This is a genomic window from Bacteroides sp. ET489, assembly GCF_030518095.1.
GTDB lineage: Bacteria > Bacteroidota > Bacteroidia > Bacteroidales > Bacteroidaceae > Bacteroides > Bacteroides ndongoniae.
Genome location: NZ_JAULLJ010000007.1, coordinates 138,261 through 165,075, shown reverse-complemented (window position 1 = coordinate 165,075; position 26,815 = coordinate 138,261). Strand labels below are relative to the sequence as shown.

Genomic DNA, 26,815 nt, shown 5'->3' with positions numbered 1-26,815 from the left:
GGGTTCCTGCAACTGGCAATGCGCATCTTGTACGCGAGGTACTGAAAGGTGACTGGAATTTTAACGGATTTGTCGTTTCGGATTGGAACTCGGTAGGAGAAATGGTTAATCATGGTTTGGTCCCAGATCTGAAGGGGGCTGCCTATAAAGGGGGCACGGCTGGTTGCGATATGGATATGGAGTCCAGAGCCTATACTTCTCACTTGGAGGAGTTGGTAAAAGAAGGAACAGTGGATGAAGCTTATATTGATGATGCTGTACGTCGTATTTTACTGAAAAAGTTTGAACTTGGCTTGTTTGATGATCCTTTCCGTTACTGTAATGAACAGCGACAACAGAAAACTGTACTTTCTCCGGAGTTAAGGCAAGTGGCACGCGAAGCAGGTGCTGAGTCTATCGTATTGTTGAAAAATGATAATGGAGTACTTCCTTTGAAGGAGCCGGAGCACATTGCTGTTGTCGGTGCATTGGCTGATTCGAAGGAAGATATGATGGGGAGTTGGGCTATAGAAGGAGTCAGAGAGGAAGCTATTACTGTGTTACAAGGAATTAAGAACAGATATCCGAATAGTGTAATCGCCTATGCCGATGGATACGATCTGGAAACAACTATTCTTTCTGAATACAACCCATTATCTTTTAATTAGTTACGATGCATTGTTTGGGCGATAGGTAATGGATTTGTAACGTGCTAACTTCTGTATTCTTCATCGCTTTGAAGTGGGATGATTAGCTGATGCAAATATAGGAATTTTTCTTTGAAAACTCAAACATCATGCACAAATTTGACAACCCTTTCGTATCGTCTTCTATCAATAATCACTCAATATATGTTTAGTAAAATATAAGATATGAAATTCTTATTTTAAATAACATATTTGTAATTTTGCTACGATATTCCGTATTATATTTTGTGGTATGATATTTTATTTGTATCTTTGCTCACAAATAAGATAAATACAACAAGTATGATAGCAAACTTCTCGGTTGAAAACTTTTTCTCCATTAAATCGGCTCAAAGAATCAGCTTTGAACCTACATCAGATACTTTTATGTCTGATGAATATTCGTATGAAGTTAAAGATGGTGTTAGATTGCTGAAAATAGGAATCATCTACGGAGCCAATGCTTCCGGTAAGACAAATATATTAAATGCCATCGAGTTTTTCAGAATGCTGGTATTAAGAATGCCTAAAGACCGAAATGAAAAAACTGGAGTTGTTCCTTTCATGTTGGACGACACTTCAAGGAATGAAACGACGAAGATGTCGATGGTATTCTATATCAATCAATCAAAGTATGTCCTTAGTTTTGAATTGGATACGAAGTATATTTATTCCGAGACATTAGTCGTTTATGATTCCATTCGTCCTACCAAACTATATAATCGCAGTTATGATGCCGCGACAGATTCCACATCCATTGAGTTTGGTTCAAACCTGAAAATGTTACGGAAAAGCCAAGAAGTAATTTCCGGGAATACAATCAATAATTGCAGTGTGCTTGCCGCGTTTGGCAAAAGCAATGTGGAACGGACAAAGTTGAATGATGTGTACGATTACTTTGCCAACCATGTAAAGGATGTATTAGCTCCTGGCATGTTGCTTTCTGGGTATGTCAAATCACGATTGGATAAAGACGAAACTGGGGATTTGAAGAAGTTCATTTTAAATTTCTTGAAAGCATCCGATTTCAACATAGAAGATGTGGTGTTGAACGAAGAAGAAGAGTTGATTACCCCTGAACTGGAACAGCTGATTCAGAATGCGCCTATTGATAAAGAGGCAAAAGCTGAAATGTTAAGAAGGGGTAAAATTACAAATGCGGAACTGACCTTCAAACATAAGGCTGGCGAAAAAGTATATGACTTGTCTGAAGAATATGAATCCAATGGTACAATGAGATTTTTGGGCATGGCCGTGATTCTGAATTTCTTGTTAAAGACTAACCGGTTCGTGCTTATTGATGAAGTAGAGACAAGCATCCATTACGAACTGTTGGCTTATTTCTTAAAAGTGTTTTTAGCGAATAGCAATAGACCATCTCAGATGCTCTTGACAACGCATGACATCAATCTTCTCAACGAGGATTTCATTCGCCGTGATACGATATGGTTCACCGACAAAGACGAACTTGGCGAAACTAAAATAGTACGCCTGTCTTCTTTGGGACTGCATAAGAATCTTTCCCCATACAATGCTTACAAGCAGGGGAAATTAGTAAAGTTGCCGTTTTTGGGTAGCCAGTATCTCAACCTGAATGACTAATGATATGGGACGGACAGTAACAAAAAGTATCGCCATCATAGGCGAAGGAGAAACGGAATGGTTTTATTTCGACTCTCTGAGGATTGCGTGTCGCTATCCATTCAAGGTTGCGCCTGACTTTCCTCAGCATAGCGACATCAATCACATTCTGAAACTTGTAGAGTCCTATTTGAATAAGCAATATGATTATATTGTATGCTTGTTTGATATGGACAGACTGTTGCAGTATCCCTCTGAAATGCAGTTATATCAGAAAGCAAAGAAGGAGTATAGTAAGAAAAAATATGCAGGGAAGGTGATGTTTGTAGAAACGAATCCATGCACGGAATTTTGGTTCCTGCTCCACTTCTTGCCGAATGTGGTTTGTCGGCAATATGAGAGTTACGAACAGCTGCTTCCCGAATTGCAAAAATATATGCCGGGATATGAAAAGACAAAGCGATATTTCATACGCACCAATCTCTATAAATATCTGACAGAGAATGGTGATTTGGAACGGGCGATGTCAAATTCTGAAAAGTTGTGCCAACTTTGCCAGAAATCACCAGAAGATTTGAAAGCATATTCAGAGATACATAAGGTAATAGAGTTGTTTGAAAATATGTAAACAAATACATTTAATATAAAAATTATGAGTAACGAACGAATTGATTTAATTGCAGAAGAACAAAATGAAGAATTTTCCAATGATGACTTGTTTAACATCACATCATGGGGAGCAGATCCATCTGTCAGGGAATTAATTTTACAATATAAAGAAGGTGATATAGAGAAACCAGAATTACAACGAAAATATGTTTGGAAGAAAAAAGAGGCAAGTAGATTTATAGAATCGTTATTACTTGGACTTCCAGTTCCAAGTATATTTCTTGCGAATATCGAACAGTCAGGCAAACGTTTAATTATTGATGGATACCAAAGGATACGCACTTTATATGATTTTATTGAAGAAGGAATATGGCATGGTGACAATTCAGAGTTTAAGTTGGTAAATACTGAACTTATCAATGAGCGTTGGAGAGGAAAATGCTTCAGAGAATTATCGGAAACTGATAAAAGAAGACTTAAGAATTACACTATTCATGCAATTGTTTTTGAGCAAAAGCATCCATCTGATGATTCTGGACTGTTTCAGGTGTTTGAAAGAATTAACACAAGTGGAACTACCCTGAATAATCAAGAGATTCGTAATTGCGTGTATCAAGGTGAACTGAATACTCTTTTATTTAAAGTAAACAAGAATCAGCAATGGCGTGTCTTGTATGGTGAGCAAGGAGAAGATTCCAGAATGCTGGATTTAGAATTAATTCTTAGGTATTACGCATTAAATTCACCTGAAATATATAATTCCGACAAAAAGAAGATAAGTCTAAAACAAGAGCTAAATAAATATATGCAATCAAAAATGAATGCATCGCCTGATTTTATCACAGAAAAGGAACTTGAGTTCAATTCTGTAATTGATTTTATTTTTACACATATGGGAGAAGAAGCTTTCTTCAATTTACAGAATGATTTGTCAAAAATTAGGCGTAGACTATATCCAACAGTTTTTGATTCAATTATGATAGCAACCTCAATAGCACAAAGAAGAGGATATATTAATCGAGGAGAAAATCTGTCAGACAAACGCCTTGAACTACTAAAGAACGCAACATATAGAGAAAGTATTTCACAAGGCACCATGAAAACAGAGAGCATTCGCACCCGTATTTCTTACGCTTTGCATTATTTATATGGCATGGAATTATGATTAATAATATTAATGCAAAAAATGCCATTGACGATTGTAATGCAGATTTAGTTCGTATTACTGGAATAATAAATGGCGTAGGAAGTACTAGTCCTCTATCGGGGTATTTAACAAAATACTCTTTAATTCGCATATGCGGAACTTTAGAAATTTGTTATAAAACAATAATTGCTGATTATTATGAAAATATTTCTCCACAATTGGGGCAATTTATAGGATTTCATTTAAGAGATGCATCCATGAATCCCACTTATGACAATATCTGTCAAGCAATAAAGCGCTTTGATGATAATAGACAACAAAATTTTAAGTCTGCGGTTGCTGCATTGCCTAATACTGAAAGTTTAAAAGAATCTTTTTCTGTATTAAATAGAGAAAGGAATAATGTTGCACATGGCATTAATTCCACATTATCATTTAATGATATGAAAAATCGTTTTTCTGAAGCAATTCGAGTTATAGAAATTTTAGATTCTGTTATGGTCTAATTAAAATTAGTACTATCCTACCAAGGGAAACAATTGTCCGAAACAAAAGCAGATTGTTGTCTGAAAACTAGTCATCTAAAAAAGAATGTGAGACGTTTTATAAGTGTCAAACAAGATGGCACGCCATTCAAAGGCGTAAGAAAGGAGAAATGATTAAAGATTAAGATTTGTTGTGAAGGTTGAGGTGAGTTGTCTCAACCTTCACTTTCCATTTCTACATTGGTTTTATCATCTGCTCAATACAAGCTATATCTACATCAGTCAAGTTATATTTATTATAAAGTAATCGGTCTATATCAGCTACACTCTTGGTCCAATCAATGTCACTGTGTGCTGTAAAATTCTGTACAGGAACGAATTGAAATTTGTCAACACTTAAATCTTGTGAAGTCATACTTAATACAATTAAGAAACGCACAAATCTTGTACTCAAATATTTCTTATAATTATGCGCTTCTACCTCAGTATCAAAAGTTCCACCAATAAGAAAGGTTTGGGTGCATATTTGTTTAGGTCGTAGAACTTGTAATGAAGTTAAAATTAGGTACATACCTTTAGAATCAGGTCTTCCACCTCCTGGAGTTGCTTTTGTAAAAATGACCTTGTATTTGTTTATTTTATCTCTATTCCTATTGACTTCGTCATCTTTTACATAAGTTATAGATTGATTACTCCCCAATAATTCTAATGCTCCTTGAAAAGGTTTAGATGCCCCTTTAAATGTAGAAATAAACCCAAATGGAGTTTGTGTACTGATATAATCCTCATTTATAATCTGTGATGTTTGCATTTTTATTTTCCGCAAAATACCTAATAGATTATTATAGCGAATAAAAATTGGATATTCGTTAAGTTTTCGATGTGTTTGAGTTGAATTTCCCTTATACGTACATGAAAATAGACATTCTCCAATATGTTTTTGGTCCCATAAAAAATATTGAATTCCACCTGCTATATCAACCCCTGGAAAACAATCGTTAGAATTAACAAAATCATGAATATATGCTATTCTTTCATCATTCAGCATCGTTTTGCGAAATTCATCAAGACCTCTTCCTCCTGTAAACCAGCGTGATGGCATTATCATTGATATAAATAAAGGAGAGATTTGTTTCGCAATTTCAACAAAATCGTTGAAAACCACTATTCCGTAATTATCCTTAGTCTTACCAACATTCACTTGATACGGTGGATTCCCCACTACTGCATTGATTTTCATATCTTTTCCTACTAAATCATGTACTTTCTTTATGAAAAGTTCCGGTTGATTCTTGATTTTATTGATAAGGTCATCCGGTGCCCACATATTCGTCTTAGCTTTTCGGAAGCCCACCAACGTCCGTTTGGTAATGCTTTTCGCCATCGAGGTCTTGCACACCACAAAGATGTTCTCTGCCACGACCTTGTCCCATACCGCCTGCTGCTCTTCAAGCGTATCGGCAGAAATGGTGCTGTCTTTCAACCGGGAGCGGTAAATGCTGTATGCCATATAAAGCGGATACAAGCCCGACTTGGAATTGATTTCAAGGATACGGCTGTCAGAGGTGAACACTTTTTTCGTGACCTGTCCGTGGTCAATGAAATGCGGCTCGTCAATGGTATGCTCATAATCCTTGTCAAAGAAGCAGTAGCCACCCAAACAGTCGCCCAAGTGCATGTTCACCACACGCCACGGGGTAAGCACCGTTTCCTTGTCGGGATTGCGGAACGTGCTGAAGATGTCCGTGATGCGCCCGATGCGCTCCTCCACACTCAGTTTGTCAGCCGCTTTCGCCATCGCACGGATGCGCTTGCCTGCGGCACGGAAGATATCCGGGTCGTAGTATTTCTTGAATGCGTTGAACTTCTGCTTGCTCACCCCTTTGGGCATGAACTCCTCCCAGGAACGCGGGTCTATCTTCTCGGCGAAGTTGTCTATGGTGATTTCCTCGTCCTCGTTATCCAGCTCCGCACCGTAGATGAGCAGGGGCATACGGATGGAGATGCCACGGAGGATGGAGATAGCCGCCTCGCGGTTCTTCGTCTTCTTTTTCAGTTCCTCTAATCTGCGCTTCTCCTCCTCGGTCAGTTCCTTCTTGGGCTTCTTCTCCAGCTTCTCCTTTTCCTCGTATTCCTCTCCCGTTAATCCTTGGTTGTTGATGTCCACCTGATTGGTCTTGGGCATAGCCTTGGTCTGACCGATGATTTTCTTCAGGTCATCGAACTCCTTCAATTCCAAGTCATCCAGTTTCAATAACTCATCATTGTAGAGGCTGTTGTCCTCGAATCCGTTGCGCACCACACGCTCCACATAGACCTTCTTCAACTGCTCCAACATACGCGGCACGTCGAACTTGTCCATGCGCGAGCCTTCGATGGAAATGACCGGGCAGAAGTTGAGGAAGTCGCCCATCGTCTTGCGGTCGTCCTGCGAGGTCTTGCCTGCCTTGGCAGAAATCTTGGCGGTCTCGGCAAGCACTTTCAGCGTGCGGTCGGGCGCGAAGTCAAACACGTAGCACTGCTCTTTCACCCGTCCGTTGATAGTGGCAGGTGTCTGCACGCGGAAGATGGTCTGCATATAGCTGGAAGCAGCCGTGTTATATGAACCTGAGAGCATGAACACGGCAGTCCACGCCGGAACGCTCACGCCCGTGGTCAGGCGTCCGCAGGACAGGGTGATGGTGCGCGTCTGGTCCGGGTCTTTCCCGATAGCCTCATTTACCATCTCAAGCGCACCACGGTTTTCCTCGTCCTCATCGCCGTTGCCTGCTACATTGACAACATGGAAATGCTGGAACACGGGATGCCGCTGCAACAAGGCACTCAACGCCTTTGCCTCCTTCACGCCCGGCACCATCCACAGCGTATGGCGGAACACATTGCGGTATTCCTTGCTGGCGAAAGGATAACAACTTTCCTTGTCCTCTTTGGTAAGCAGGTTGAGAAAAGCGGAAACGTCACGCTCATGGATAAAGCTACCGTCTTTGTCCACACGGAAGAACTCGCGGAAATTGAAAGCCACATCCTCATCGACAAACTCTTTCAGTAAACGTCCGAGGTCGTAAGTGTAGATGTTCATGGCAGGCAATGCCGCATACGGGTTCGGGTCACCGAAGTGGTTCTTATCCCAGTCGTGTTTGGCACGCTGCTCCATCACATAGTCCCATGTATAGATTTCGTTCTCCTTGAAATCGTCCAGCAGGTTGAACGGCGTTCCAGACAATCGTAGGACTTTCGTATCGTCCTTGACCAATTCAGCCATTACCGCCTTGCCGAGTTCGGTCTGCGTGCCCTCGTGCGCCTCGTCAACAATGATTAAGTCCCAAGGTGTAGCGAATACCTCATTGTTCTTGTCGAAGTTGCCGCCAACGAGTTCCGACCCGCGCAAATCCTGCATGGAGACGAAATAGATATAATGCAGTCCGTCTGACTTTGCCCTGCGTTCAAGGCTTTCATGGCTCTCCCCGTTGTTCTTGGAGCCGTAAGCGAAGTTGTTGCGGTCATAGAATATCTTGCCGAAATCCTCGAACCATCCGCTGTCCACCACGGGGCGGTGGGTAAGGATGAGTGTGCGTTTGAAATCCATGTCCTTGACCACCTGTAGGGCGGAAAGGGTCTTGCCGAAACGCATCTTGGCGTTCCATAGCATCTGGTTGCCTTTCCTGAACTGCTTTTCCGTTTTCTCAATAGCCTCGCACTGTTCGGGACGGAACACGATGGGGCTGCGCCCGTGAGCCACTTCTCCCGGCGACAGGGAATCCTTGCCCTCCTTGACGGCTGCAATGGCACGCTTTACGACATCAAGCGTGGTGATGAACCACTCGTTAGCCTTGTTCTCCTTGTCAAACACCTTCCTCTTCACGCCGGAACGCTCCAGCACGGCATGCACCTCCTTATCATTGAACGAGCGCAAGCCGCCACGGTTGTACAGTGTCAGTTCAGTATGCAACAGGTCGTAGCGTATGCCTGCGGTCTGTGTATATTGGTTAATGCGCTTCCTTGCCGCCTCGTTCAGCGGCTTGCTGTTCGGTGCCAGCCCGATGACATTCTCATCGTCACAGGTAGCCTCGCCTATCTTCAGGCAACCTTCGTGTGCAGCATCGTTGATGCGGAACACGTATATCAGCTTCAGTTTAAGGGAAGAAAAGTATTTCATGGGCATTCACTTTAGGAGGTCGATGTATCGGATTCGCTTGCCTTTACGCCCGGTCTGCGGGTCTTTGCCGCGCCAGTCCTTTATAAGGCAGTAAGTGCCGTTATGCCTGAAAATGTTGTCCGTGCGGCATCCCTCGCAAGCGGTCACAGTCCGCGTGGTTTCTCCGAAAAGGTCGGTAGACATTTCCACCCTGTCGTGGCAACTATTTGGCACGACACCTTTCAGCCCGTCCATCTGCCACACGTTCCACGAAATGATGTAGGCAATGTAGTTGACGGATTTTGCCAACGGATCTTTCCCGAACTTGGCACGGTAGTATTCCACAAAAGAGGCGAGCATGGATTCACGGGCGATAAGCAGGCTGTCGCCCTGCCATTCGTAGGCATAGAGGCTTTTGTAGGCTTCCTGTGCGGCTTCCAGCCATTCGCCGGAAGTTTCGGTATTCTCGCTGATGACACGCAGCTTACGGTCGAGTAGTCCGATACGGTCGGCAAGCGGAACAACTGAGCCTGTGGTGGCGTCATAGCGGCTGACGATATAGGGTGCTTCGCCGCAGGTGATTTCAAGACGTGTGTCACGGACATAATCCTTCCATGTCTTTCCTTCGGGGAAAGAGATTCTTTCAGGATTCGTTTTCCAGCCGTGCGTGCCGTCCTCTGACGTGTATTCCGTATTGAACACGTCTTTCCTGCCGAACCACGCCTCGTCAATGAGGTTGTTCTGCGCGTTGCATACCCATGCAGGGGTGAATACCTCCGCCATGTCACGGACACGCGCAGACTGGGTGTCCTTGTGTTTCAGGACACGGGGCATGATGACCTGACCGTTGTCACCCGTAATGAGTTCGGGCAATATCGGGTCATGGTAGCCATACCCTTTGCCAAGGTGTTCATAGTCGGAAGTCGCCCAGAATATGTTGCACACGGCATCGCCCCTGCTCGTCGTATGGTCTTTGAGCAGGGTGGACAGCAATCCGGGGGAATCCTGCAAGATGCTGTTCTCCAATATGTCGGCTGTTTCAGGCATGTTGATACACTCATGTTAAAGTGTATCTCCTGACGGGAGATACACTATCGGATGCAAAATTACACATTTTTGTGAAAAACGGGCAATTTGCACTCCATAAAAATGCGTCAAACAAGCATTAAAGCAGCATTGAAACGGCTGTTGTTTTACAAATGAGAAATAAACGGTTTGATTATCAGGCATTATGCTCTCCCGTCAGAAGCACCCCTATTATTCCCAAACAACTTCCGATTACAAGTCTTTCAGGATAAGGGCGTTCGCCTTGTCTATCACCGAACCGTCCAATGATGCAAGGTAGATACGTGTGGTTTCCTCCGAATCGTGCCCCATGCCCTCGCTGATGATTGAAATGGGAATGTTCTTGCTCTTGGCGATGCTTGCCCAAGAGTGCCTGCTCACGTACATGGTAAGCGGCGCGGCAATACCGCACAGGCGGGCAATCTCTTTCAGGTACTTGTTGATGCGGAACAGCGTGCTTTTGTATTGGCTGCGCAGTTTTTTGGAAGGCAGTTTCAGGATAGGGAGCAGGTAATTACCGGAACATCCTGCGGCATATTTCGCCACGGTTTCCTCCATGCAGCTTTCCCACCTGATATGGAGTTGTTGTCCGGTCTTGTGCCTCCGGTAACTCAATATGCCGTTCTTCAAGTCCGACTTCTTCAAATAAGCCATGTCAATGAACGACATTCCACGGGTGTAAAACGAAAAGAGGAACATATCCCTTGCCAGTTCCCAATGCGGCTTTCCCGTCAGGTCAAGTTCCTTGATGCGCCGGATGTCCTTCAGGGATATGGCGCGTTTCACGGTCTTGTCCATTCCCGTATAGACATGCCTGAAGGGATGTTTCTGTACGGTCAACCCCTTTTCCACGGCACGGTTGTAGGTGGCACGCAGGATACGCATATAGAAAGATATGGTATTCAAGGATGTGTCATTTGTTTTCAGCCATGCCTCGTATTCCATTATCAAGTCCTCATCCACATCGTCCAACTGTATATCCTTGTTCCGCCTGAAACGCATGAAACTGGACAAAGCAGACGCATAGGTTTCCGATGTGCGTTCCCTGCTCAGGCGTTTCAGTTGTCCGATGACGGAATCCATGAAATTGAAGAACGATTGCAGGCTTGTCTGTTTTCGATAACCGTCCACAATGGCATCTGCCGAACAAACACCTTTGAGCGTCAGGTCGCGGATAATGTTTTCCAACCGCAATACGTCACGGCTGATGTGTTTTTGGATAATATGAAGATGGTGCTTCCTGTCCGCATCAGCCCAAGAGGGAATCGTTACGGACGATGTTCCGGCGTTCCACTCGCTTTCATGTACATGCAAGTCTGCCGTAATCTGGCGGACCGCGCGGTTGTGTATCACCTGATAATATATGCTGCCCTCCCTGCCGTCTGTGGCGGAAGGACGGAATTTCACTTTTACTGATGCCATTCACCTTACTTTTTGTTGCTGTTTACATGTTTAACTTTCAATCTCTCCTGCATCAGACTGTCGGACAAAGTCTTTAACCCTCTGTCATAGTCGGCAGCCTCCTGTCGTATCCATTCAATGGCTTCCTCGTTGCGGTGGATGTCGAACACGTCATTCAACCAAAGGATATGATTGGCGTTGCAACCTCCCCATGAACGGATGACGCGGAACTTCAACGCATCGTCCGCATACTGACGCTTGGATTTCCATAGTTCAATGTTGCCCCAGATGGAAAGGGTACAAACGATACCCATGCCGACCAAAAGAGAAAACACCTTGTTGGACTTGATGTCGAATTGGTGACGGTGGATATGCTCCTGCGGCTCGTTCTTCCGTTCATTTGAACTTTGGGCAAACGATTCCTTCAAATTCCGTAACAAACTCAGAATCCTGTTCGATGCGTAAACCTCCGCCTCTCCGAACTTAGTCAGTATGGCTTTGGTCTGCTGTTGATGTTCCTTTGCGGAATTGTCAAACACCTCCTTTATGGATGTCAAGTCCATCGCTGGAGGCTGTCCGCTTGCTTGGTCATTTGCTACTTTTGAAGCGTTCTCCAACTTCCCGTTGATACCCTTGAGGTCATTCTTGATGCCCTCGAAGAGTGCATATACTTCGTTATTATCCATTTTTAGAATCTTATTTTACGTTGTCTCTTTTTTTTGCTCCTACGTTTTAATTCTTCCTCGAAACGGTTTTCCTCAGCCTGTCCGTCCGTGTTGTCTGGTATGAAAAGACCAATCGAGCTGTTGTACAAATCATCGTTGCCCCTTGATTTAGGTTGAAACGTGGGCAGTTCTTCATGGTGTGAAGACCATTGCATTTCCATTCGCTCAGTACGTCTGTTCCGTTCCAATGCAGCATCTATTTTGGAATAGCTGAACCGCCTGTCAATCTTGGAACCGCTGAACGAATAGCCGTTCATTATGAAAACTAAGCCCTGTGCCTCGTCCGAATTGCCCTTGTTCTTGAACCGCATATCCACGCCCTGTTTCTTCAGATTAGTGGCAAGCATGTTCCAGTTACCACACCTTGAAACTTCCGATTTAAGGATAGTATAAAGCCCGTACTTGGTCTTGTCCGGCTCTTTCAGACGGTGTTGCTTCACCCGTTCCTTGCCGCTGGCGAAATAAAGGTTGTACTTCCGTGTCAGTTCCTTGCAGATGCGTGCGCTGCGTATCCGCTCGTTGCGGTCACTGATAGTCCTGCCATTATTGGCGATTCGGTTGAACGCTATATGCACATGCGGATGCTCCTTGTCGAAGTGGCGCACGATGAGAACCTGCGTGTCGGTTATCCCCATTTCCTTCAGGTATTCCAACGCTATCCCTGCCATTGCGCGGTCGGTCAGACGGTGTTCATCTTCCTTATGGAAAGCCAAAGAGATGTGTCCGACGGGCTTCGTAACCTTCGGATTCATCTTTGATTGTGCCTCGAAGCTCATGGCTATCGTGTCCTTGTTCTCGGCAAACAGACCGTCACAGACAAGGATTTTAGCGTCCTTTCCTTTGTCAAGAATGTAGTTTACCACGCCCCTGAAACTGCTTCCTTTTACGATTTTAGCTATCATATCCGGCTGTCATAAGAGGATTAAATTCAGCAATTCTTCAATCCGTGCCACGAGTATGCGGCATTCCATTTTTACCGTGACGAAGCCAGCAGCGTTCGCCTTGTGCGCAAGCTGGTTCAGGTTGTTTGCCATGCCGCAGAGCTTGCGGACGTAATCCGTATGCTCCGGTGTAAGCCGTTCCTTCACCTGCCCGTCCCTCATGCAACGGCGCAGGAACTCTCCGGCGGATATGCCCGCGCTCCGTGCCTTGCCTTTCAGCGTGTAGTAGTCCGATGTCGCCATCTTCACCGTGAAGCGGTATTTCAGCTTATCTGCCGCTCCCTTCTTGGGGCGACCTCCCTTGTTTCTTCTTACTGTTTTTTGCTTATGCTCCATACGTTTGTTACTGTTTATAATACAGATACCCATTAGACCAACGGGATGCAGCTCTCCACGGAGTTCATGAGTGGGAGCAAGCGGTTTCGGTATGCCCGAAACACAAACTTGCTCCCCTCAAAACTCCGTTGGACAGGTTCAGGGTAACTCTGAATTGCACCCCGTCAATCCACTTCTTAACTCTCAGAGTTTACGCCATGCTTCGATGTCCTCCCCGTAGGTGTCAAGGTGCTGCCGGGCGATGTTCTCCACCAGTCCCGACACGCTCATCCGTCGCTCGCCGAACATGCGGACAATGCGGTCGAGTGCATCGCGCGTGCGGCGGCTGAGGAATACGGGCTTGCGGTCTTCAATGGACGGAACAGGGAGGAAGGCTTCCTTGTACTCCTCCAACGATGCCCGTCGCTGCTTGCCGCTGATGCGGCGTACCACCTGTGGAGTTCCATCCGCTTGTTCCGGCACGGCTTCACTTAACTTTTCCTGTACAACCTCGCTTGCCTTTTCCGGCTGTTCCTTTGTGTCGGCAGGCTGTGTGTCGGGCTTAGGGATTTCCATATTCGGCTTGCTACCTAAAAAATCCTGCAATGCTGCATCCATACTTTGGCTGCTTAAATTTTTCTTCATACTTGTTTGAATTTAGTGTTTAACAATGTTAGTCGTTGTGCGCACATTTGACCGATTATCAGTTGCAAAGGAAATGGCTGTATTGCAGGCTGTCAAACGAATGGGCGGACTGTGGCAACAATGTTTGGTTTTGCACTTTACGCATTGTCGGAACGGTGCGTGCTGCATCGTTTTGCCATTGTGCGAGAAATGGCATTAGGATTTTTAAGGGCTTAATTGGAATGGTTGGAACAGATTTAAGGGCATGGCTTGGCGTGAAACAGATGAAGCTCCTTTCAAGAAGTATAGGAATCCGAAGAACGCCACAGGCTACCACACCGACGCCAAATGCTGCCACGCAGGTGCAAAGCGGTTGGATTATGCCGGACTTCGCTTTTCTTTGCACCACGGACGCTTGAAACAGTCGTCACGGGTTCGACGGATAACGCCACTCCCGACCACTTGCTGCCACAAGCTGCCACCTCATTGCAAATCCATTGTTTCAAGCGGACAACGGCTTTACTTTGCAGGCAAAAAGAAGAACAATTAGTAAATATAATGAGTATGGAAGTAGTAATCATTTCAAAAAGCAAGTATGAAGAAATGGTCGGCAAGCTCAACCACCTGTCCGACCGGGTAAATGAAATCCTCCGCAAGAGGGAAGGGAAACGGCTCAGCCGTTGGATGGACAACCAAGAAGTTTGCCAACAGTTGCGCATCAGTCCACGCACCTTGCAGACGCTCCGCGACAACGGAACACTGGCTTACTCGCAAATCGGGCATAAGATTTTCTACAAGCCGGAGGATGTGCAGCGCATCGTCCGGCTTGTGGAGGACAGACGTAAGGATGCAGCCTATCGTGGCTGTAGCATCTAATCAGACAACACAATGTACAACCACTAAATCCACTGTAAATTATGAACGACTTGATTCTTGCCGACCGTGAACTGGAGGTCGGCTTCATCGGAAAACTGGATGCCCTGCTTGAAGGCATCGAAAGAATGGACGCGGGGCACAAGGCTTCGCCAAGTAACGAACAGTTCCTGACGGACAAGGAGGTGTCGGCATGGCTCAAGGTGAGCCGACGCACCTTGCAGGACTACCGCAGCAACGGGATGATTGCCTATTACCAGTTGGGCGGAAAAATTCTGTACAAGGAGTCCGACATCGAAAAGATGGTGATGAGCGGGTATCGGAATGCATACCGCTTGGAAACGTAAATCTGAATGTGCAAAAACAAAGAAAGCCGATGGCGGACAATTCACTTGTCGCCATCGGCTTTCTTTGTGTAATGTTATATCCTTTACAGCTAACACGAACACCGTGGGCTGGCTACGGACAGCGAAAAGAACAAATTTACAGACTTTTCACGGCTTGCTGTGTACAGCCTTTCCACGATAAACTTTCGGAAAGCCATTGCCTCGCGGCTTCGCAACCTGAACGCCACGGCTATCACCATTTCAAGGCTGTAAACATCGTAGCGAATCCTGCCGTCCTGCCTGACGTGCCGCACCGTTTCCTCTTCCGACAATTCATTGTTTTTGTAAATGGCAGCAATAGCCTTACGAATATAGCAGCCGAACACGTTGAAGGTATCGCACATTTCTTGCTGCGTCATCCAAACGGGAGCGGTCGGCATCGTGAACGCCCCGTTTTCAGTAATTGTGATTATTCCCCTGTCCATAATGTATGTTTTTGATATTTTCTTTATCCTTGTTCCATTCCGGCATACGGAACTTGTTGCCTATGCGCTGTGTCAGTTTCTTCATGTCCTCGTCCACTTTCTGATGGGTCAGTCGGGCGTAGATTTGCGTGGTGCTCATGCTCTTGTGTCCCATCATTTGGCATACGGTTTCCAGCGGAACTCCCTGAGAGAGAGTAATCAGGGTGCCGAAATTATGCCTTGCCATATGGTAGGTAAGCCGATGTTCTATACCGCATACTTTGGCAAGTTTAGGCATGTTGTTTGTCAGGGCTGAACGGCAGGGCATATTGAAAAGTTTGTCACTTTTCCGTTCGCACTCGTATTTTTCCATGATATTCCGTGGAACATCAAGGAGAAGTATGCTGCACTCGCTTTTTGTCTTTTGGCGTTTGAATTTTATCCAAAGATTTCCTTGGTCATCCCTACTTAGGTTGGAAACATCCAGATTGCACATATCCGCATATGCGATGCCAGTGAACGTGCTAAAGACAAACAGGTCGCGGACAAAACACAGGAACTTTTCCCGGATAGGCGTATTCATCAGCCTCTGCAACTCGTCCATTGTCAGATGGCGGTGCTTCCTCAACGCCTTTTCAGGCGAGAATGATGCGAACGGATTGTATTGGATTGTACCTTGTGCCATTGCCGTCCTTGTCATTGTTTTCAACATGATGATGTGGTTTTCTATGGTCATGCCTGAAAATCCTTTTTCCACACGCAAGTAATTGTCATACTTTTCGATGAACGCATAATCCAATTGTTTGAAAGGGATGTCCTCAATGCCATAATATTCACGGATAAAATTCTGAAGATTGCAATATGATGTCTTATGACTTCTTAGAGTGCTTGGCGCACGGTTGATACCCACACGTTTGGCAAAGTCTTCCATATACTCACGATACAGCTCCAACAACTTCCGCTTGTGTTGCCCGATGCCGTTCACGGCGTTCTTGACAAGTCCTGCTGTGATATACCCCTGTTCGTCAAGAATTTCTTTGTAATAACGGCGTATGTCCTCTTCAATCTTGTCTATCTTGGCATTGGTTTCTTTGGCGGTGCGGCTTTTACCTGTCAGACGGTATGCCTTGGCATCCCACAAATCAGGTCGTACATCCATTTTCGTGGAGAACTGTGCGACCTCGGTGTTGATGGAAATCCTGCCCATGAGCGGACACAAGCCGTTTTTCTTCACCTTTTGTCGGTTGATATAAAACAATACGGCGAAAGTATTGTAAGTGGTCTTTCTCTCCTGTCTCATGGTTTCATCCTTTTGGTACGTTTGATTTGGGGTGTTGGAATAACAACTTCCGCCCTTTTATTGTCTGTCAATTCGAACTTGTTACCGATACGTTCTTGCAACCTGCCCATATCCTCGCTTACCTTGTCATTGGTAAGATGCGCATAAATTTGTGTAGCCCTCCAGTCGCGATGCCCCATCAATTCGCGTACCGTGTCAAGCGGAACTCCCTGAGAAAGAGTGATTACCGAGGCATAGGTATGTCTTGCCTGATGAAAGGTCACCCGGCGTTCGATTCCGCATATTGACGCTATTTTTTTCAGATTGATGTTCGTCTTGCTGCAACTGAGCATCGGGAAAAGTCTGCCATTAGGAGCTATGCCACGGTACTTGTCAATAAGTTCCAATGGCAAATCCAGCAATGGAATATGGAAAGGCGTTCCTGTCTTTCTACGCGCACTATGAATCCACCATATCCCGTCCTCCGCTTTCAAAAGGTTCTTTTGGGTGAGATTGCGTATGTCGCTGAAGGCGATGCCTGTGAACGCGGAAAAGAGAAACACGTCACGCACAAGATTGAGGTTCGGTTTCGGCAATGGAGTGTTCATCATCTGTTCCAGTTCCTTTTCTGAAAGGAACTTCGGAACAATCTGCGGATAATCAAACGTATAACCGTTAAAAGGGTCTTTACGCAAAAGTCCGTCATTGAGTGCCGACTTGATGACGCTGCGCAAACGTCCGATAATGTTGTTCACTGTTCCCAATGCCATTTTCAGGTCTGCACGGAGATAGAGGTCAAAAGAGGAAACGAAGGACGGAGTGAGAGCTTGAAATGGCATATCCTTAACATGATATTTCTGCCTAAGAAAATTTTTCAAGTGGTTCAATGCCACACAATACCGCTTATAAGTTTCCACTTTACGGTTTGTGCCGACTTTCTCGTAAAACCGTTCATTACATTTGCCATAAAACGATACAAGGGTTTCCTGCTCGGATGAGATGCCCTGAAAGGCATTTTTCACTTCCAACGCTGATACGGTTTCCTTTTTCGCCAGCAAGTCCTTGTAAGCGGAATGGATGTCCAGTGAAATCCTGTCAAGCTCCTTATTGGTGGCTGCGGCTTGTTTGCTTTTGCCCACTGCTCTTCCTGGCTTAACATTCCACAGGGCGGGAATGACATATACTTTGGTGCTGAACTGCACCATTGACTTGCCGATACGGATTCGTCCCAAGACAGGTACCGTCCCATCGGCTCTTTCCTCGTTCTTTTTGAGGTAAAACGTTACTTTTAATTCTTCCATAAACAGCTCTATTTTTTGTTCGCAAAATTACAGCCAATAGAGCTAATCATCTGTTTGCAGAATGGTGCGGACGAGTGCAAGAAAATCCATTGAGAAACTATTTTAACCCATTATGGAAAGGAAAGCCTCACAAGCAGGCTAAACCGTTGTCCTACAGCTCTGCTAAAAGGATTTTGGAAAGGCTTCTTTCACCATAAACAGGTAATGCATTCGTAACGGAAAGCTTGCATATATCCGCTGCATCTTGCTTTTTTGCCACTTGGCAGCGATAAGAAGAAAATGGAAGTTTACACGTGTGATTCAGTGAGTTACGTTATTTGTCGCAATCTTGCTTTTTTGATGCTCGATTTGGAAACCAATCAATTGGATTTGGCTGGGGCTAAGAGGGTGGCTGCGATGTCTGATATAGTAATTGTAGGAGTAGGAGAAAGGGCATATCAGAGTGGTGAAGCACGTTCTATGGCTCATATTGATGTTCCGGATTCACAACAGCAATTGGTTAAACACTTGAAGGAGATGGGAAAAAAGGTGATTGTATTGGTAATGGGCGGGCGTCCGCTGATATTTAATGAATTGGAACCTTATGCTGATGCAATTCTTATGACATGGTGGTTGGGAACGGAAGCCGGGAATTCGATAGCCGATGTGCTGTCTGGTGATTATAATCCGTCCGGAAAATTGCCGATGACTTTTCCGGCTGCCATAGGCCAGGTTCCAATATATTATAATTATAAGAATACGGGAAGACCTAGTCAGCCAGGCTTTATGACGTATACTTGCGGATATCTTGATCAGGATTTTCGTCCGGCATATCCTTTCGGTTATGGATTGAGTTATACACAGTTTGAAATATCAGATCCGATTCCTTCCAAAAAAGAATATAAAAAGGGAGAGACGGTAGAGTGTAGAGTGACAGTAAAGAATACTGGTAAATGTGAAGGTAAGGAGACTGTGCAATTGTATATTCGTGATTTGGTATCGTCTGTGACTCGCCCCGTAAAGGAATTGAGAGGTTTTGAGCAGGTGACATTGAAACCTGGTGAGGAAAAGGAAGTTGTTTTTCAGCTTCATGAAAAAGAACTGGGCTTTTATAATGGAAACTTGGAATATGTAGTGGAACCGGGTGAGTTTGAATTGATGGTGGGTAACAGTTCTGACCATTTGAAGAAAACCGTCATATTATATAATTAAAATTGGATGAATACTGCAACTTGAATTATTCAAGAAGATAGAAATATAAAAATTAGTAACTAAAAAATATATGAAGACAATGATTACTACCTTGGCTTTAATACTCCTCGCAGCTGCTTGTTCGAATGATAACGGAGTAGATGAACCTATAGAACTGGATGATAATATTAATGAAAGTAAAGAATATGAATTGGTTTGGTCTGATGAATTTGATAAAGATGGAATGGTAAATGAATATTATTGGGGATATGATGAAGGGTATTGTCGTAATAATGAATTGCAGGATTACAAGAAAGCTGATCCTAAATATGCCCGTGTAGAAAATGGGAAATTGATAATAGAAGCACATAAGGATCCGCATGAAGGAGTCAATCAATGGACAGGTGAACCATACCAATTTGAATATTCTTCGGCTGAACTCCGGTCGTTAAAAACTATTCCGATAAAATACGGAAGGTTGGATGTATCTGCCAAAATTCCTGTAGGACGTGGAATATGGCCCGCCATTTGGATGATGCCATTGGATAATAAATATGGAGGATGGCCTCGTAGTGGAGAGATTGATATAATGGAATATGTATGGGGAGATAATGTACATAATCAGATATTTGCGACTGTACATACCACGGATACTGATGTAAATAATAATCGTATTGCTTCGGGAACAATTATATCGGAGACACTGAATACAGAGTTTCATTTATATTCTCTGATTTGGAATGAAGAATCTCTGGAAGTTCTGTTTGATAACAAAGTGATTTTTACCTATAATCGTGGAAAGAATTCCTCGTTTGTGAAATGGCCGTTTGATCAGCCTTTTTATTTGATTCTGAATATCGCAGTTGGAGGAGGCTGGGGAGGAATGTGGGGAATTGACGAAACGATTTTTCCGGCAAGAATGGAAATAGATTATGTGAGGTATTATCAGGAAAAATAACAATAATGTAATAAAAAACAGAGGTGTATCAGGCAACGAATGCTCTCCTGATACACCTCTTTCTTTTTTGTACTATCTATCTTTTAGAATTTGAAGAAATTTTTAGCGTTGTAGTAGCTGATATCTTCAACCATCTGTCTGACGCGTACCATTTCGGAAACAGGTATTTCGCCGTTTTCCACGTCGCGACCTATCAGGTTGCAGAGAGTACGGCGGAAGTATTCGTGGCGAGGATAAGACAGGAAGGAACGTGAATCGGTAAGCATTCCTACAAATCGGCTCAGCAGACCGAGTACCGACAGGGCATTCATCTGTTTTTCCATTCCATCCTTCTGATCGAGGAACCACCATCCTGAACCGAATTGTATTTTGCCGGGGACGCTTCCGTCCTGGAAATTGCCGAGCATGGTGGCTATCATTTCATTGGCACAAGGATTCAAGTTGTACAGAATGGTCTTGGTGAGTTTGCCTTCCGAGTTCAACCGATCGAGGAACTTAGCCAGTGCCTTTGCGGTAGAAAATTCGCCGATAGAGTCGAAACCGGTATCAGGACCCAGCAGCTTGAACATTTTGCTGTTGTTGTTGCGGATGGCTCCGTAGTGGAACTGTTGTGTCCATCCTGTTTCACTGTCCATTTCGCCAAATATAACAAGCATGGCCGACTTGAATTTGAGGATCTCTTCGTGTGTCAGTTCTTGTCCTCCGTATACTTTGTTGAATATGGCTTTGATTTCAGCGTCGGTGTAGTCTTCGGCGTAGAATTCTTCGATACCGTGGTCGGACAGTTTACAGCCCTGTTCGGCAAAGAACTCATGGCGTTTGCGCAAGGCGTCTATCATATCGTCGAACCCGGAAATGGTGACACCGCTGACCTGTGAAAGTTTCTCAACGTAATTGCGGAAGTCAGCAGGTACTTCTACAGCCATGGCTTTGTCCGGACGCCAGGTAGGAAGCATTTTTATTTCGAAACCGCTTTCGCGTGTCTGGATGTGATATTCCAAAGAATCTACGGGATCATCAGTAGTACATACTGTTTCTACATGATAACGGCGCATCATGCCTCTTGCCGAATATTCTGGGAGTTTAAGTTTCTCGTTGCATTCGTCGAAGATTTCACGTGCAGTCTGGGGATTCAGAATCTTTTCGATGCCAAAGGCTGTCTTTAGTTCCAGATGTGTCCAGTGGTATAGCGGATTGCGCAAGGTGTAGGGTACAGTCTCGGCCCATTTCTCGAATTTCTCCCAGTCGCTCGTATCGCTGCCTGTACAGAAACGCTCGTCGATGCCATTGGTGCGCATAGCACGCCATTTGTAGTGGTCTCCGCCCAACCAGATTTCTGTGATGGATTTGAACTGGTAATCGTCTGCTACCATTTTCGGAATGAGGTGGCAATGATAGTCGATGATGGGCAGCTTGGCTGCGTGTTCATGATACAGTTCCTGTGCGGTTTCGGTCTGCAGCAGGAAATCTTTTCCCATAAATTCTTTCATTTTTCAATCGATTTAAGTGTATATAATTATTATTTCTTCTATACTAATATCTATTGTATTGATTATTAGTAAAATATTTCATTTTTAGCTTTTGCTTTTATTAACTGTTATCGAACACAAAAGTAGAAATTTTACTTGTAGAAACAAAATAATTCGTATCTTTGGGGCAATTATTTATAATATTTAAGATTGCATAGCTGGCAGTAGGTTGTGGATATGAAAGACGAAAATTATACGATTAAGGACATTGCGCGTATGGCAGGTGTTTCCGCCGGTACGGTGGATCGTGTGTTGCACAATCGGGGAAATGTATCTGCGTCGAGCCGGGAGAAGGTACAAAGTGTGCTTGATAAGATAAACTATTTGCCCAATATGTTTGCTATCGGTCTGGCTGCCAAAAAACGTTATCGTATTGTTTGCCTTATACCTTATTATATAATGTTTGACTATTGGTATTCGGTAGCGCAAGGTATTGAAAAAGCAGCGCACGAATTGCAGCCTTTCAATGTAGAGACAGTCTTTTTATATTATAAGCATGCAGACAGGGCATCTTATCGGGAGGTATGCGAGCAGTTGCTGGCGGATAAGCCGGATGCGGTTCTGATAGCTCCGAACTTTGAAGAAGAAACGTTGGAGCTGACTACCGGTTTGGATGCCGATGCTGTTCCTTATGCTTTTATTGACTTCAATATGGAGCAGATGCATGCTTCGTGCTATATCGGGCAAGACTCCAGAATGAGCGGATATGTTGCTGCCAAAATCCTGATGCAACGTTATGAACCGGGGCAGGAGCTGGTGGTTTTTTTAAGTGACCAGAAGAACAGCCCGGCTGAAATACAGATGCGTCGGCGTATGGAAGGCTTTATGGAATACGTAAATGAGCGATTTGGTCATCTGACAGTCTACGATGTAGTATTCCGGAAAGAAGATACCGACGGGAACAAATTGATATTGGATGATTTTTTTTCTGCGCATCCTCATGCAATGTTAGGAGCGGTGTTTAACTCGCGGGTATATCAGGTAGCAGGGTATTTGCACGAAGCAGGTCGCAGGCTGAAAGGCTTACTGGGATATGACCTGTTGCAGAAGAATGTGGATTATTTAAGATCGGGTGAGGTTAGTTGTCTTATCGGGCAACGCCCTGGCCTGCAGGGGTATCTGGGTGTGAAGGCCTTGTGTGATATGGTTGTCTTTAAAAAGCAGGTAGAGCCTGTGAAGTACATGCCTATTGATATTCTGATTAGGGAAACGATTGACTATTATTTTGAGTTCGAATAAGTATAACCAATAAAATTTTAAAAAATGAAAGCACTGAACAAACTTACAGCCCCCAAAGCGGTGGCACCGGAAAGAATTATCCAGTTTGGCGAAGGAAACTTCCTCCGTGCCTTTGTGGATTGGATTGTTTATAATATGAATCAGAAGACTGACTTTAACAGTAGTGTAGTTGTAGTTCAGCCGATAGAGAAAGGTATGGTAGAATGGCTGAACGGGCAAGACTGTCTGTATCATGTTAATCTGCAAGGACGTCTGAACGGTAATGCTGTGAATACGCTGACCCGTATCGATTGTATCAGTCGTGCTTTGAATCCCTATACACAGAATGCTGCATTCATGGCATTGGCCGACCAGCCGGATATTCGTTTCGTTATTTCCAATACTACAGAGGCTGGTATTGCTTTCGATCCGAGCTGTAAGTTGAGTGACGCGCCCGCATCTTCCTATCCGGGAAAGCTGACCCAGTTGCTGTACCGTCGTTTCAAGACATTTAAAGGAGATAAGGATAAAGGCTTGATTATCATGCCGTGCGAGCTGATATTCCTGAACGGGCATCATCTGAAAGAGTGTATCTACCAGTATATTGATTTGTGGAAAGAAGATTTGGGTGCCGATTATGAGAAGTTTAAGACTTGGTTTACTAAATACTGCTATGTATGTGCTACTTTGGTAGACCGTATTGTGCCGGGATTCCCTCGCAAAGAGATTGCACAGATTCAGAAGAAGATCTGCTATGAGGATAATCTGGTGGTGCAGGCCGAAATTTTCCATTTGTGGGTAATTGAAGCTGCCGAGAACTTGTCTTTGCGTCAGTTGGCTAATGAATTCCCGGTAGACAAAGCTGGTCTGAACGTATTGTTTGTGAAGTCGGAAGCTCCGTATCATGAAAGAAAGGTGACTTTGCTGAACGGACCTCATACAGTGCTTTCGCCGGTGGCTTATCTTAGTGGAGTAGACATTGTCCGTGATGCATGCAATCATCCGGTTATCGGTAAGTATATTCATAAGGTACAATTTGATGAATTGATGCAAACGCTGAACCTGCCGATGAATGAGTTGAAACAGTTTGCAGCTGATGTGTTGGAACGCTTCAACAATCCTTATGTTGACCACCAGGTAACCAGCATTATGCTGAATTCTTTCCCGAAATATCAGACACGCGACCTGCCGGGATTGAAAGTCTACCTGGAACGTAAGGGCGAATTGCCTAAGGGACTGGTATTGGGATTGGCTGCCATCACTACTTATTATAAAGGTGGTGTTCGTGCAGACGGTAAGGAGATTGTTCCTAACGATGCTCCTGAAATCATGCAACTGCTGAAAGATCTGTGGGCTACCGGTGATACAAGAAAAGTGGCTGAAGGAGTCTTGGCTGCCAAGGATTTGATCTGGAAAGAACATGGCGACCTGAATACTATTCCGGGACTGACAGACATGCTGACCGACTTCTTGAATTCAATTCAGGAAAAAGGCATGTTGGAAACTGTAAAGGGAATCCTTTAAGATTGGAATTTGTATCTGGGAAGGATGAAGTCCTGACAGAGAAAACGATAAAAAAGAAACGGCCGAATGTTTATTCGGCCGTTTCTTTTGCTGTATGAAGAATGAAGGTCGTTGCTCCAATGGTGACTATGGCGCCGTCTTCGATGCGGATGCGGTCTTTGTCGCCCAATATCTCATTGTTCAGAAAAGTCCCTGTCAGACTGGGGGCATCGCGTAGGGTATAGATGAGTTGTCCCTGCTTGTTGCGTTTTACATTAATGATGCAGTGGATACGGTCCATGCTCATGTCCGAAGTTTCGATGGGAGTATTGATATTGGTGCCTACACAGCGGCGTCCTATTGTGTTGTCGCCTTCTTGCAAAGGAAGTACCTGCTTGAATCCGAATACGTTTTCAATGACGGTAATGTTGCCAAAGGATTCAACAAAATCGTTTTCGCTCATTTTCTCTTCTTTACGGGGGAGCTTGGTAGGTGTTTTACCTAAGCGGATGCTGAATTGCTTTTTGCATTGGTCGCAGATAAAAACAAGCGACTGGCCTTCGCTGTATTTGGTTTCATCGAAGGTCAGATAGTTTTCGCATTTCGGGCAACGAACTCGTTTCATTTCTTTATTTCTGTATGTATATAAAAAGACTTTCTCTAAAAGAATTATTTCTTTAATACCCATGCGCTTTGATAAGCTTCGTTTTTACGGATATTATTCAATTCCTTATAAGCTTCCTCTTCGCTGGGATGTGAGGAGATGCTGACTCTCATCTTTCCATCACCGATGATAGCTTGGGCGTCGCTGAATCCTTTTTGTTTCAGCTCTTGTGCCATGGCATGAGCATCGCTTTCTGTACCCACACTGGCTATAATGATATGATATCTCCGAGTGTTTGTCGAAGAAACAGCTTTGGGAGCCTCCTTGGTCTTGGGCTGAATAGCGGCCGGTTGGGTAGCGGGTTGCTCTTTCTTTATCTCCTTTACCTTTACTTCTTTTACAGCCACAGGTTTTACTGTCTTGTGGACATTACTGGAGACTTGTGCATCTCTGTTACTCTTTTTGTTGTTTTGTCCGATGATGACAGGAGTGCTGACTACAGACTGCTTTTCTATTCTTTCGAACAGCTCCTCGGGCAGAAAACGGGCATAGCTTTCTTCTACGATTTCGGTATTTTCTACAGGTGCCGAGAGTGAGAATAATATAATAGCCATAACGATGGCGATAACGTTAGAGATGTGCGACCGTTTCAGTCTGATCTTCCACCGGGGCATGTTTCTGCGCGTAACGGCTGTATGCGGAAGTGGAATCGTCTTTTTCTCAGTTTCGCTGTTCTTTAACTTGGAGAGCTCCTGCATTTCGAAGCTTCCTAATCCATACAGATGAGGTGTCGTAATCTTGCTGTCGTAAGGAATGAAATCGTAAGTTCCGTGAATGGAGCAACGCAATTCTCCGATATTGGAGAGTTCGGCCTTTCCTTCTTCATGTAATGTTTCCTTCAGCATTTTTACATCGCGCTCTACCATTTTGGTTGCATCCGGAAAAGTTGTATCGTAGACAGAGGCATAAGATTGTGCCAATAATCCGTCGTTCATTGTCAGAGACGGATTGAAGCCAATGATACGGGTGGGAGGAAGGAAAAGATTCTCCTCGGCTATCCTTGTAGCAGGTATATAATGAGTCACAAAACCACCAAAACCGGGGACTATGACACAGTCATTATCTAGTAATAATACTTCTATGTGTTTTGCTAATTCAATCATGTTACAAAAATAGTGGATTTATCGGATATAAGCCACTTCCGAGGATTTTTTCTTATCAACAAATTATAAACAAGATGGCTTTTATTGACTACTGTTGGAAAAAAATGTCTACTTTTGCATTATGTTATAAAATTATTCGGAACAAGATGAATTATATTCAGACAGAAATCGACGGTGTATGGGTAATTGAGCCTAAAGTGTTCAACGATGCCCGTGGCTATTTTATGGAAGCTTTCAAGGAAGAAGAATTTAAAGCCAATGTTGGTGATGTGCATTTCATCCAGGATAACGAATCGAAATCTTCGTTCGGCGTATTGCGTGGACTTCATTATCAGAAGGGCGAGTATAGCCAGGCGAAGCTGGTGCGTGTTATCAAGGGAAGAGTGCTGGATGTTGCAGTAGATTTGCGTCAGTCATCTCCCACGTTTGGCAAGTATGTCAGCATAGAATTGAGCGAAGATAACAAACGTCAGTTCTTCATTCCTCGTGGTTTTGCCCATGGTTTTCTGGTATTGAGCGAAGAGGCTATTTTTACTTATAAGGTGGACAATGTTTATGCACCTCAGGCTGAAGCTTCTATCCGTTATGACGATGAGACTATCGGCATTGACTGGCCAATAGCAGCAGAGCAATTGCTTCTGTCGGAAAAAGACGGTCGTGCGGTTGCTTTTAAAGATGCCGAATATTACCTGTAATAGAGAAGAGCAGACGAGTATATTGTTTTGTAAATAGCT

26 protein-coding genes are annotated in these 26,815 nt (G+C 44.2%); 13 read left to right on the top strand and 13 right to left on the bottom strand.

Annotated features, from left to right (window positions below; translation table 11 throughout):
• The 5 genes from Q3C19_RS06230 to Q3C19_RS06210 all read left to right on the top strand — a co-directional run.
• The coding region (locus Q3C19_RS06230; RefSeq protein WP_302727978.1) for a glycoside hydrolase family 3 N-terminal domain-containing protein at window positions 1-647 on the top strand (647 nt) is incomplete at its 5' end.
• A 321-nt stretch (window positions 648-968) separates the two neighbouring features.
• Window positions 969-2,267, top strand: a complete 1,299-nt coding sequence (locus Q3C19_RS06225) for an ATP/GTP-binding protein (protein WP_302727976.1) — start codon at window positions 969-971, stop codon at window positions 2,265-2,267.
• Between the two features lie 4 nt (window positions 2,268-2,271).
• Window positions 2,272-2,874, top strand: coding sequence for an RloB family protein (locus Q3C19_RS06220; protein ID WP_302727974.1), 603 nt, complete (start codon window positions 2,272-2,274; stop codon window positions 2,872-2,874).
• Window positions 2,875-2,898: 24 nt separating this feature from the next.
• The gene (locus Q3C19_RS06215; RefSeq protein ID WP_302727972.1) at window positions 2,899-4,020 is read left to right on the top strand and encodes a DUF262 domain-containing protein; all 1,122 of its coding nucleotides are present in this window, start codon (window positions 2,899-2,901) and stop codon (window positions 4,018-4,020) included.
• Entirely contained in the window at window positions 4,017-4,508 is a 492-nt protein-coding gene (locus tag Q3C19_RS06210) for a HEPN domain-containing protein (protein ID WP_302727970.1), read from the top strand. Before Q3C19_RS06215 ends, Q3C19_RS06210 begins: the two co-directional genes overlap by 4 nt.
• Window positions 4,509-4,722: 214 nt before the next feature.
• Here Q3C19_RS06210 and Q3C19_RS06205 read toward each other — a convergent pair whose 3' ends face one another.
• From Q3C19_RS06205 to Q3C19_RS06175, 7 genes are all read right to left on the bottom strand, one after another.
• Window positions 4,723-8,643 carry an Eco57I restriction-modification methylase domain-containing protein gene (locus Q3C19_RS06205; protein ID WP_302727968.1) on the bottom strand — a complete coding sequence of 1,307 codons (3,921 nt, stop codon included), beginning with the start codon at window positions 8,641-8,643 and terminating at the stop codon, window positions 4,723-4,725.
• A 6-nt stretch (window positions 8,644-8,649) separates the two neighbouring features.
• Entirely contained in the window at window positions 8,650-9,669 is a 1,020-nt protein-coding gene (locus tag Q3C19_RS06200) for a restriction endonuclease subunit M (RefSeq protein WP_302727966.1), read from the bottom strand.
• Between the two features lie 231 nt (window positions 9,670-9,900).
• The gene (locus Q3C19_RS06195) at window positions 9,901-11,109 is read right to left on the bottom strand and encodes a site-specific integrase (RefSeq protein ID WP_302727964.1); all 1,209 of its coding nucleotides are present in this window, start codon (window positions 11,107-11,109) and stop codon (window positions 9,901-9,903) included.
• A 5-nt stretch (window positions 11,110-11,114) separates the two neighbouring features.
• A complete protein-coding gene (locus Q3C19_RS06190; RefSeq protein WP_302727962.1) occupies window positions 11,115-11,774 on the bottom strand; it encodes a hypothetical protein in 660 nt (219 codons plus the stop codon).
• 2 nt (window positions 11,775-11,776) lie between these two features.
• The gene (locus Q3C19_RS06185) at window positions 11,777-12,715 is read right to left on the bottom strand and encodes a relaxase/mobilization nuclease domain-containing protein (RefSeq protein WP_302727960.1); all 939 of its coding nucleotides are present in this window, start codon (window positions 12,713-12,715) and stop codon (window positions 11,777-11,779) included.
• Between the two features lie 9 nt (window positions 12,716-12,724).
• Window positions 12,725-13,090 (bottom strand): plasmid mobilization relaxosome protein MobC, encoded by a 366-nt coding sequence (gene mobC / locus Q3C19_RS06180; RefSeq protein WP_302727958.1) that lies wholly within the window; start codon window positions 13,088-13,090, stop codon window positions 12,725-12,727.
• 183 nt (window positions 13,091-13,273) lie between these two features.
• Window positions 13,274-13,714 carry a DUF3408 domain-containing protein gene (locus tag Q3C19_RS06175; protein ID WP_302727956.1) on the bottom strand — a complete coding sequence of 147 codons (441 nt, stop codon included), beginning with the start codon at window positions 13,712-13,714 and terminating at the stop codon, window positions 13,274-13,276.
• Between the two features lie 244 nt (window positions 13,715-13,958).
• Between Q3C19_RS06175 and Q3C19_RS06170 the strand changes: the two genes are divergently transcribed.
• From Q3C19_RS06170 to Q3C19_RS06160, 3 genes are read left to right on the top strand one after another with little or no spacing between them, the layout of a single operon-like run.
• Window positions 13,959-14,243 carry a hypothetical protein gene (locus Q3C19_RS06170; protein ID WP_302727954.1) on the top strand — a complete coding sequence of 95 codons (285 nt, stop codon included), beginning with the start codon at window positions 13,959-13,961 and terminating at the stop codon, window positions 14,241-14,243.
• A gap of 14 nt (window positions 14,244-14,257) precedes the next feature.
• The gene (locus tag Q3C19_RS06165) at window positions 14,258-14,569 is read left to right on the top strand and encodes a helix-turn-helix domain-containing protein (RefSeq protein WP_302727952.1); all 312 of its coding nucleotides are present in this window, start codon (window positions 14,258-14,260) and stop codon (window positions 14,567-14,569) included.
• Between the two features lie 41 nt (window positions 14,570-14,610).
• Window positions 14,611-14,913 carry a helix-turn-helix domain-containing protein gene (locus tag Q3C19_RS06160; protein WP_118154412.1) on the top strand — a complete coding sequence of 101 codons (303 nt, stop codon included), beginning with the start codon at window positions 14,611-14,613 and terminating at the stop codon, window positions 14,911-14,913.
• An 89-nt stretch (window positions 14,914-15,002) separates the two neighbouring features.
• On the opposite strand, the gene Q3C19_RS06155 is transcribed toward Q3C19_RS06160, so the two are convergent.
• The 3 genes from Q3C19_RS06155 to Q3C19_RS06145 are packed head-to-tail and all read right to left on the bottom strand — an operon-like array spanning window position 15,003 to window position 17,936.
• Entirely contained in the window at window positions 15,003-15,377 is a 375-nt protein-coding gene (locus tag Q3C19_RS06155) for a transporter (RefSeq protein WP_302727948.1), read from the bottom strand.
• Entirely contained in the window at window positions 15,349-16,656 is a 1,308-nt protein-coding gene (locus tag Q3C19_RS06150; protein WP_302727946.1) for a site-specific integrase, read from the bottom strand. Before Q3C19_RS06150 ends, Q3C19_RS06155 begins: the two co-directional genes overlap by 29 nt.
• Window positions 16,653-17,936 (bottom strand): site-specific integrase, encoded by a 1,284-nt coding sequence (locus tag Q3C19_RS06145; protein WP_302727944.1) that lies wholly within the window; start codon window positions 17,934-17,936, stop codon window positions 16,653-16,655. Before Q3C19_RS06145 ends, Q3C19_RS06150 begins: the two co-directional genes overlap by 4 nt.
• Before the next feature lie 279 nt (window positions 17,937-18,215).
• Between Q3C19_RS06145 and Q3C19_RS06140 the strand changes: the two genes are divergently transcribed.
• Both Q3C19_RS06140 and Q3C19_RS06135 read left to right on the top strand, forming a co-directional pair.
• The gene (locus Q3C19_RS06140; protein WP_302727942.1) at window positions 18,216-19,127 is read left to right on the top strand and encodes a glycoside hydrolase family 3 C-terminal domain-containing protein; all 912 of its coding nucleotides are present in this window, start codon (window positions 18,216-18,218) and stop codon (window positions 19,125-19,127) included.
• Window positions 19,128-19,197: 70 nt separating this feature from the next.
• A complete protein-coding gene (locus Q3C19_RS06135) occupies window positions 19,198-20,064 on the top strand; it encodes a glycoside hydrolase family 16 protein (protein WP_302727940.1) in 867 nt (288 codons plus the stop codon).
• A gap of 83 nt (window positions 20,065-20,147) precedes the next feature.
• Here Q3C19_RS06135 and uxaC read toward each other — a convergent pair whose 3' ends face one another.
• Window positions 20,148-21,554 carry a glucuronate isomerase gene (gene uxaC / locus Q3C19_RS06130; protein ID WP_277121806.1) on the bottom strand — a complete coding sequence of 469 codons (1,407 nt, stop codon included), beginning with the start codon at window positions 21,552-21,554 and terminating at the stop codon, window positions 20,148-20,150.
• Window positions 21,555-21,770: 216 nt separating this feature from the next.
• Here uxaC and Q3C19_RS06125 point away from each other — a divergent pair, with 216 nt between their 5' ends.
• Complete coding sequence (locus Q3C19_RS06125; protein ID WP_302727938.1) at window positions 21,771-22,832, top strand: substrate-binding domain-containing protein; 1,062 nt, start codon at window positions 21,771-21,773, stop codon at window positions 22,830-22,832.
• Window positions 22,833-22,856: 24 nt separating this feature from the next.
• Complete coding sequence (locus Q3C19_RS06120; RefSeq protein ID WP_302727936.1) at window positions 22,857-24,335, top strand: tagaturonate reductase; 1,479 nt, start codon at window positions 22,857-22,859, stop codon at window positions 24,333-24,335.
• Window positions 24,336-24,405: 70 nt separating this feature from the next.
• On the opposite strand, the gene Q3C19_RS06115 is transcribed toward Q3C19_RS06120, so the two are convergent.
• Together Q3C19_RS06115 and Q3C19_RS06110 are read right to left on the bottom strand one after the other, a co-directional pair.
• Entirely contained in the window at window positions 24,406-24,939 is a 534-nt protein-coding gene (locus Q3C19_RS06115) for an FHA domain-containing protein (protein WP_022161641.1), read from the bottom strand.
• Between the two features lie 44 nt (window positions 24,940-24,983).
• On the bottom strand, window positions 24,984-26,081 hold the full coding sequence (locus tag Q3C19_RS06110; RefSeq protein WP_071149589.1) for an SPOR domain-containing protein: 1,098 nt from the start codon (window positions 26,079-26,081) through the stop codon (window positions 24,984-24,986).
• 146 nt (window positions 26,082-26,227) lie between these two features.
• Between Q3C19_RS06110 and rfbC the strand changes: the two genes are divergently transcribed.
• Window positions 26,228-26,776, top strand: coding sequence for a dTDP-4-dehydrorhamnose 3,5-epimerase (gene rfbC, locus Q3C19_RS06105; RefSeq protein ID WP_022161643.1), 549 nt, complete (start codon window positions 26,228-26,230; stop codon window positions 26,774-26,776).
• Window positions 26,777-26,815 lie beyond the last annotated feature (39 nt).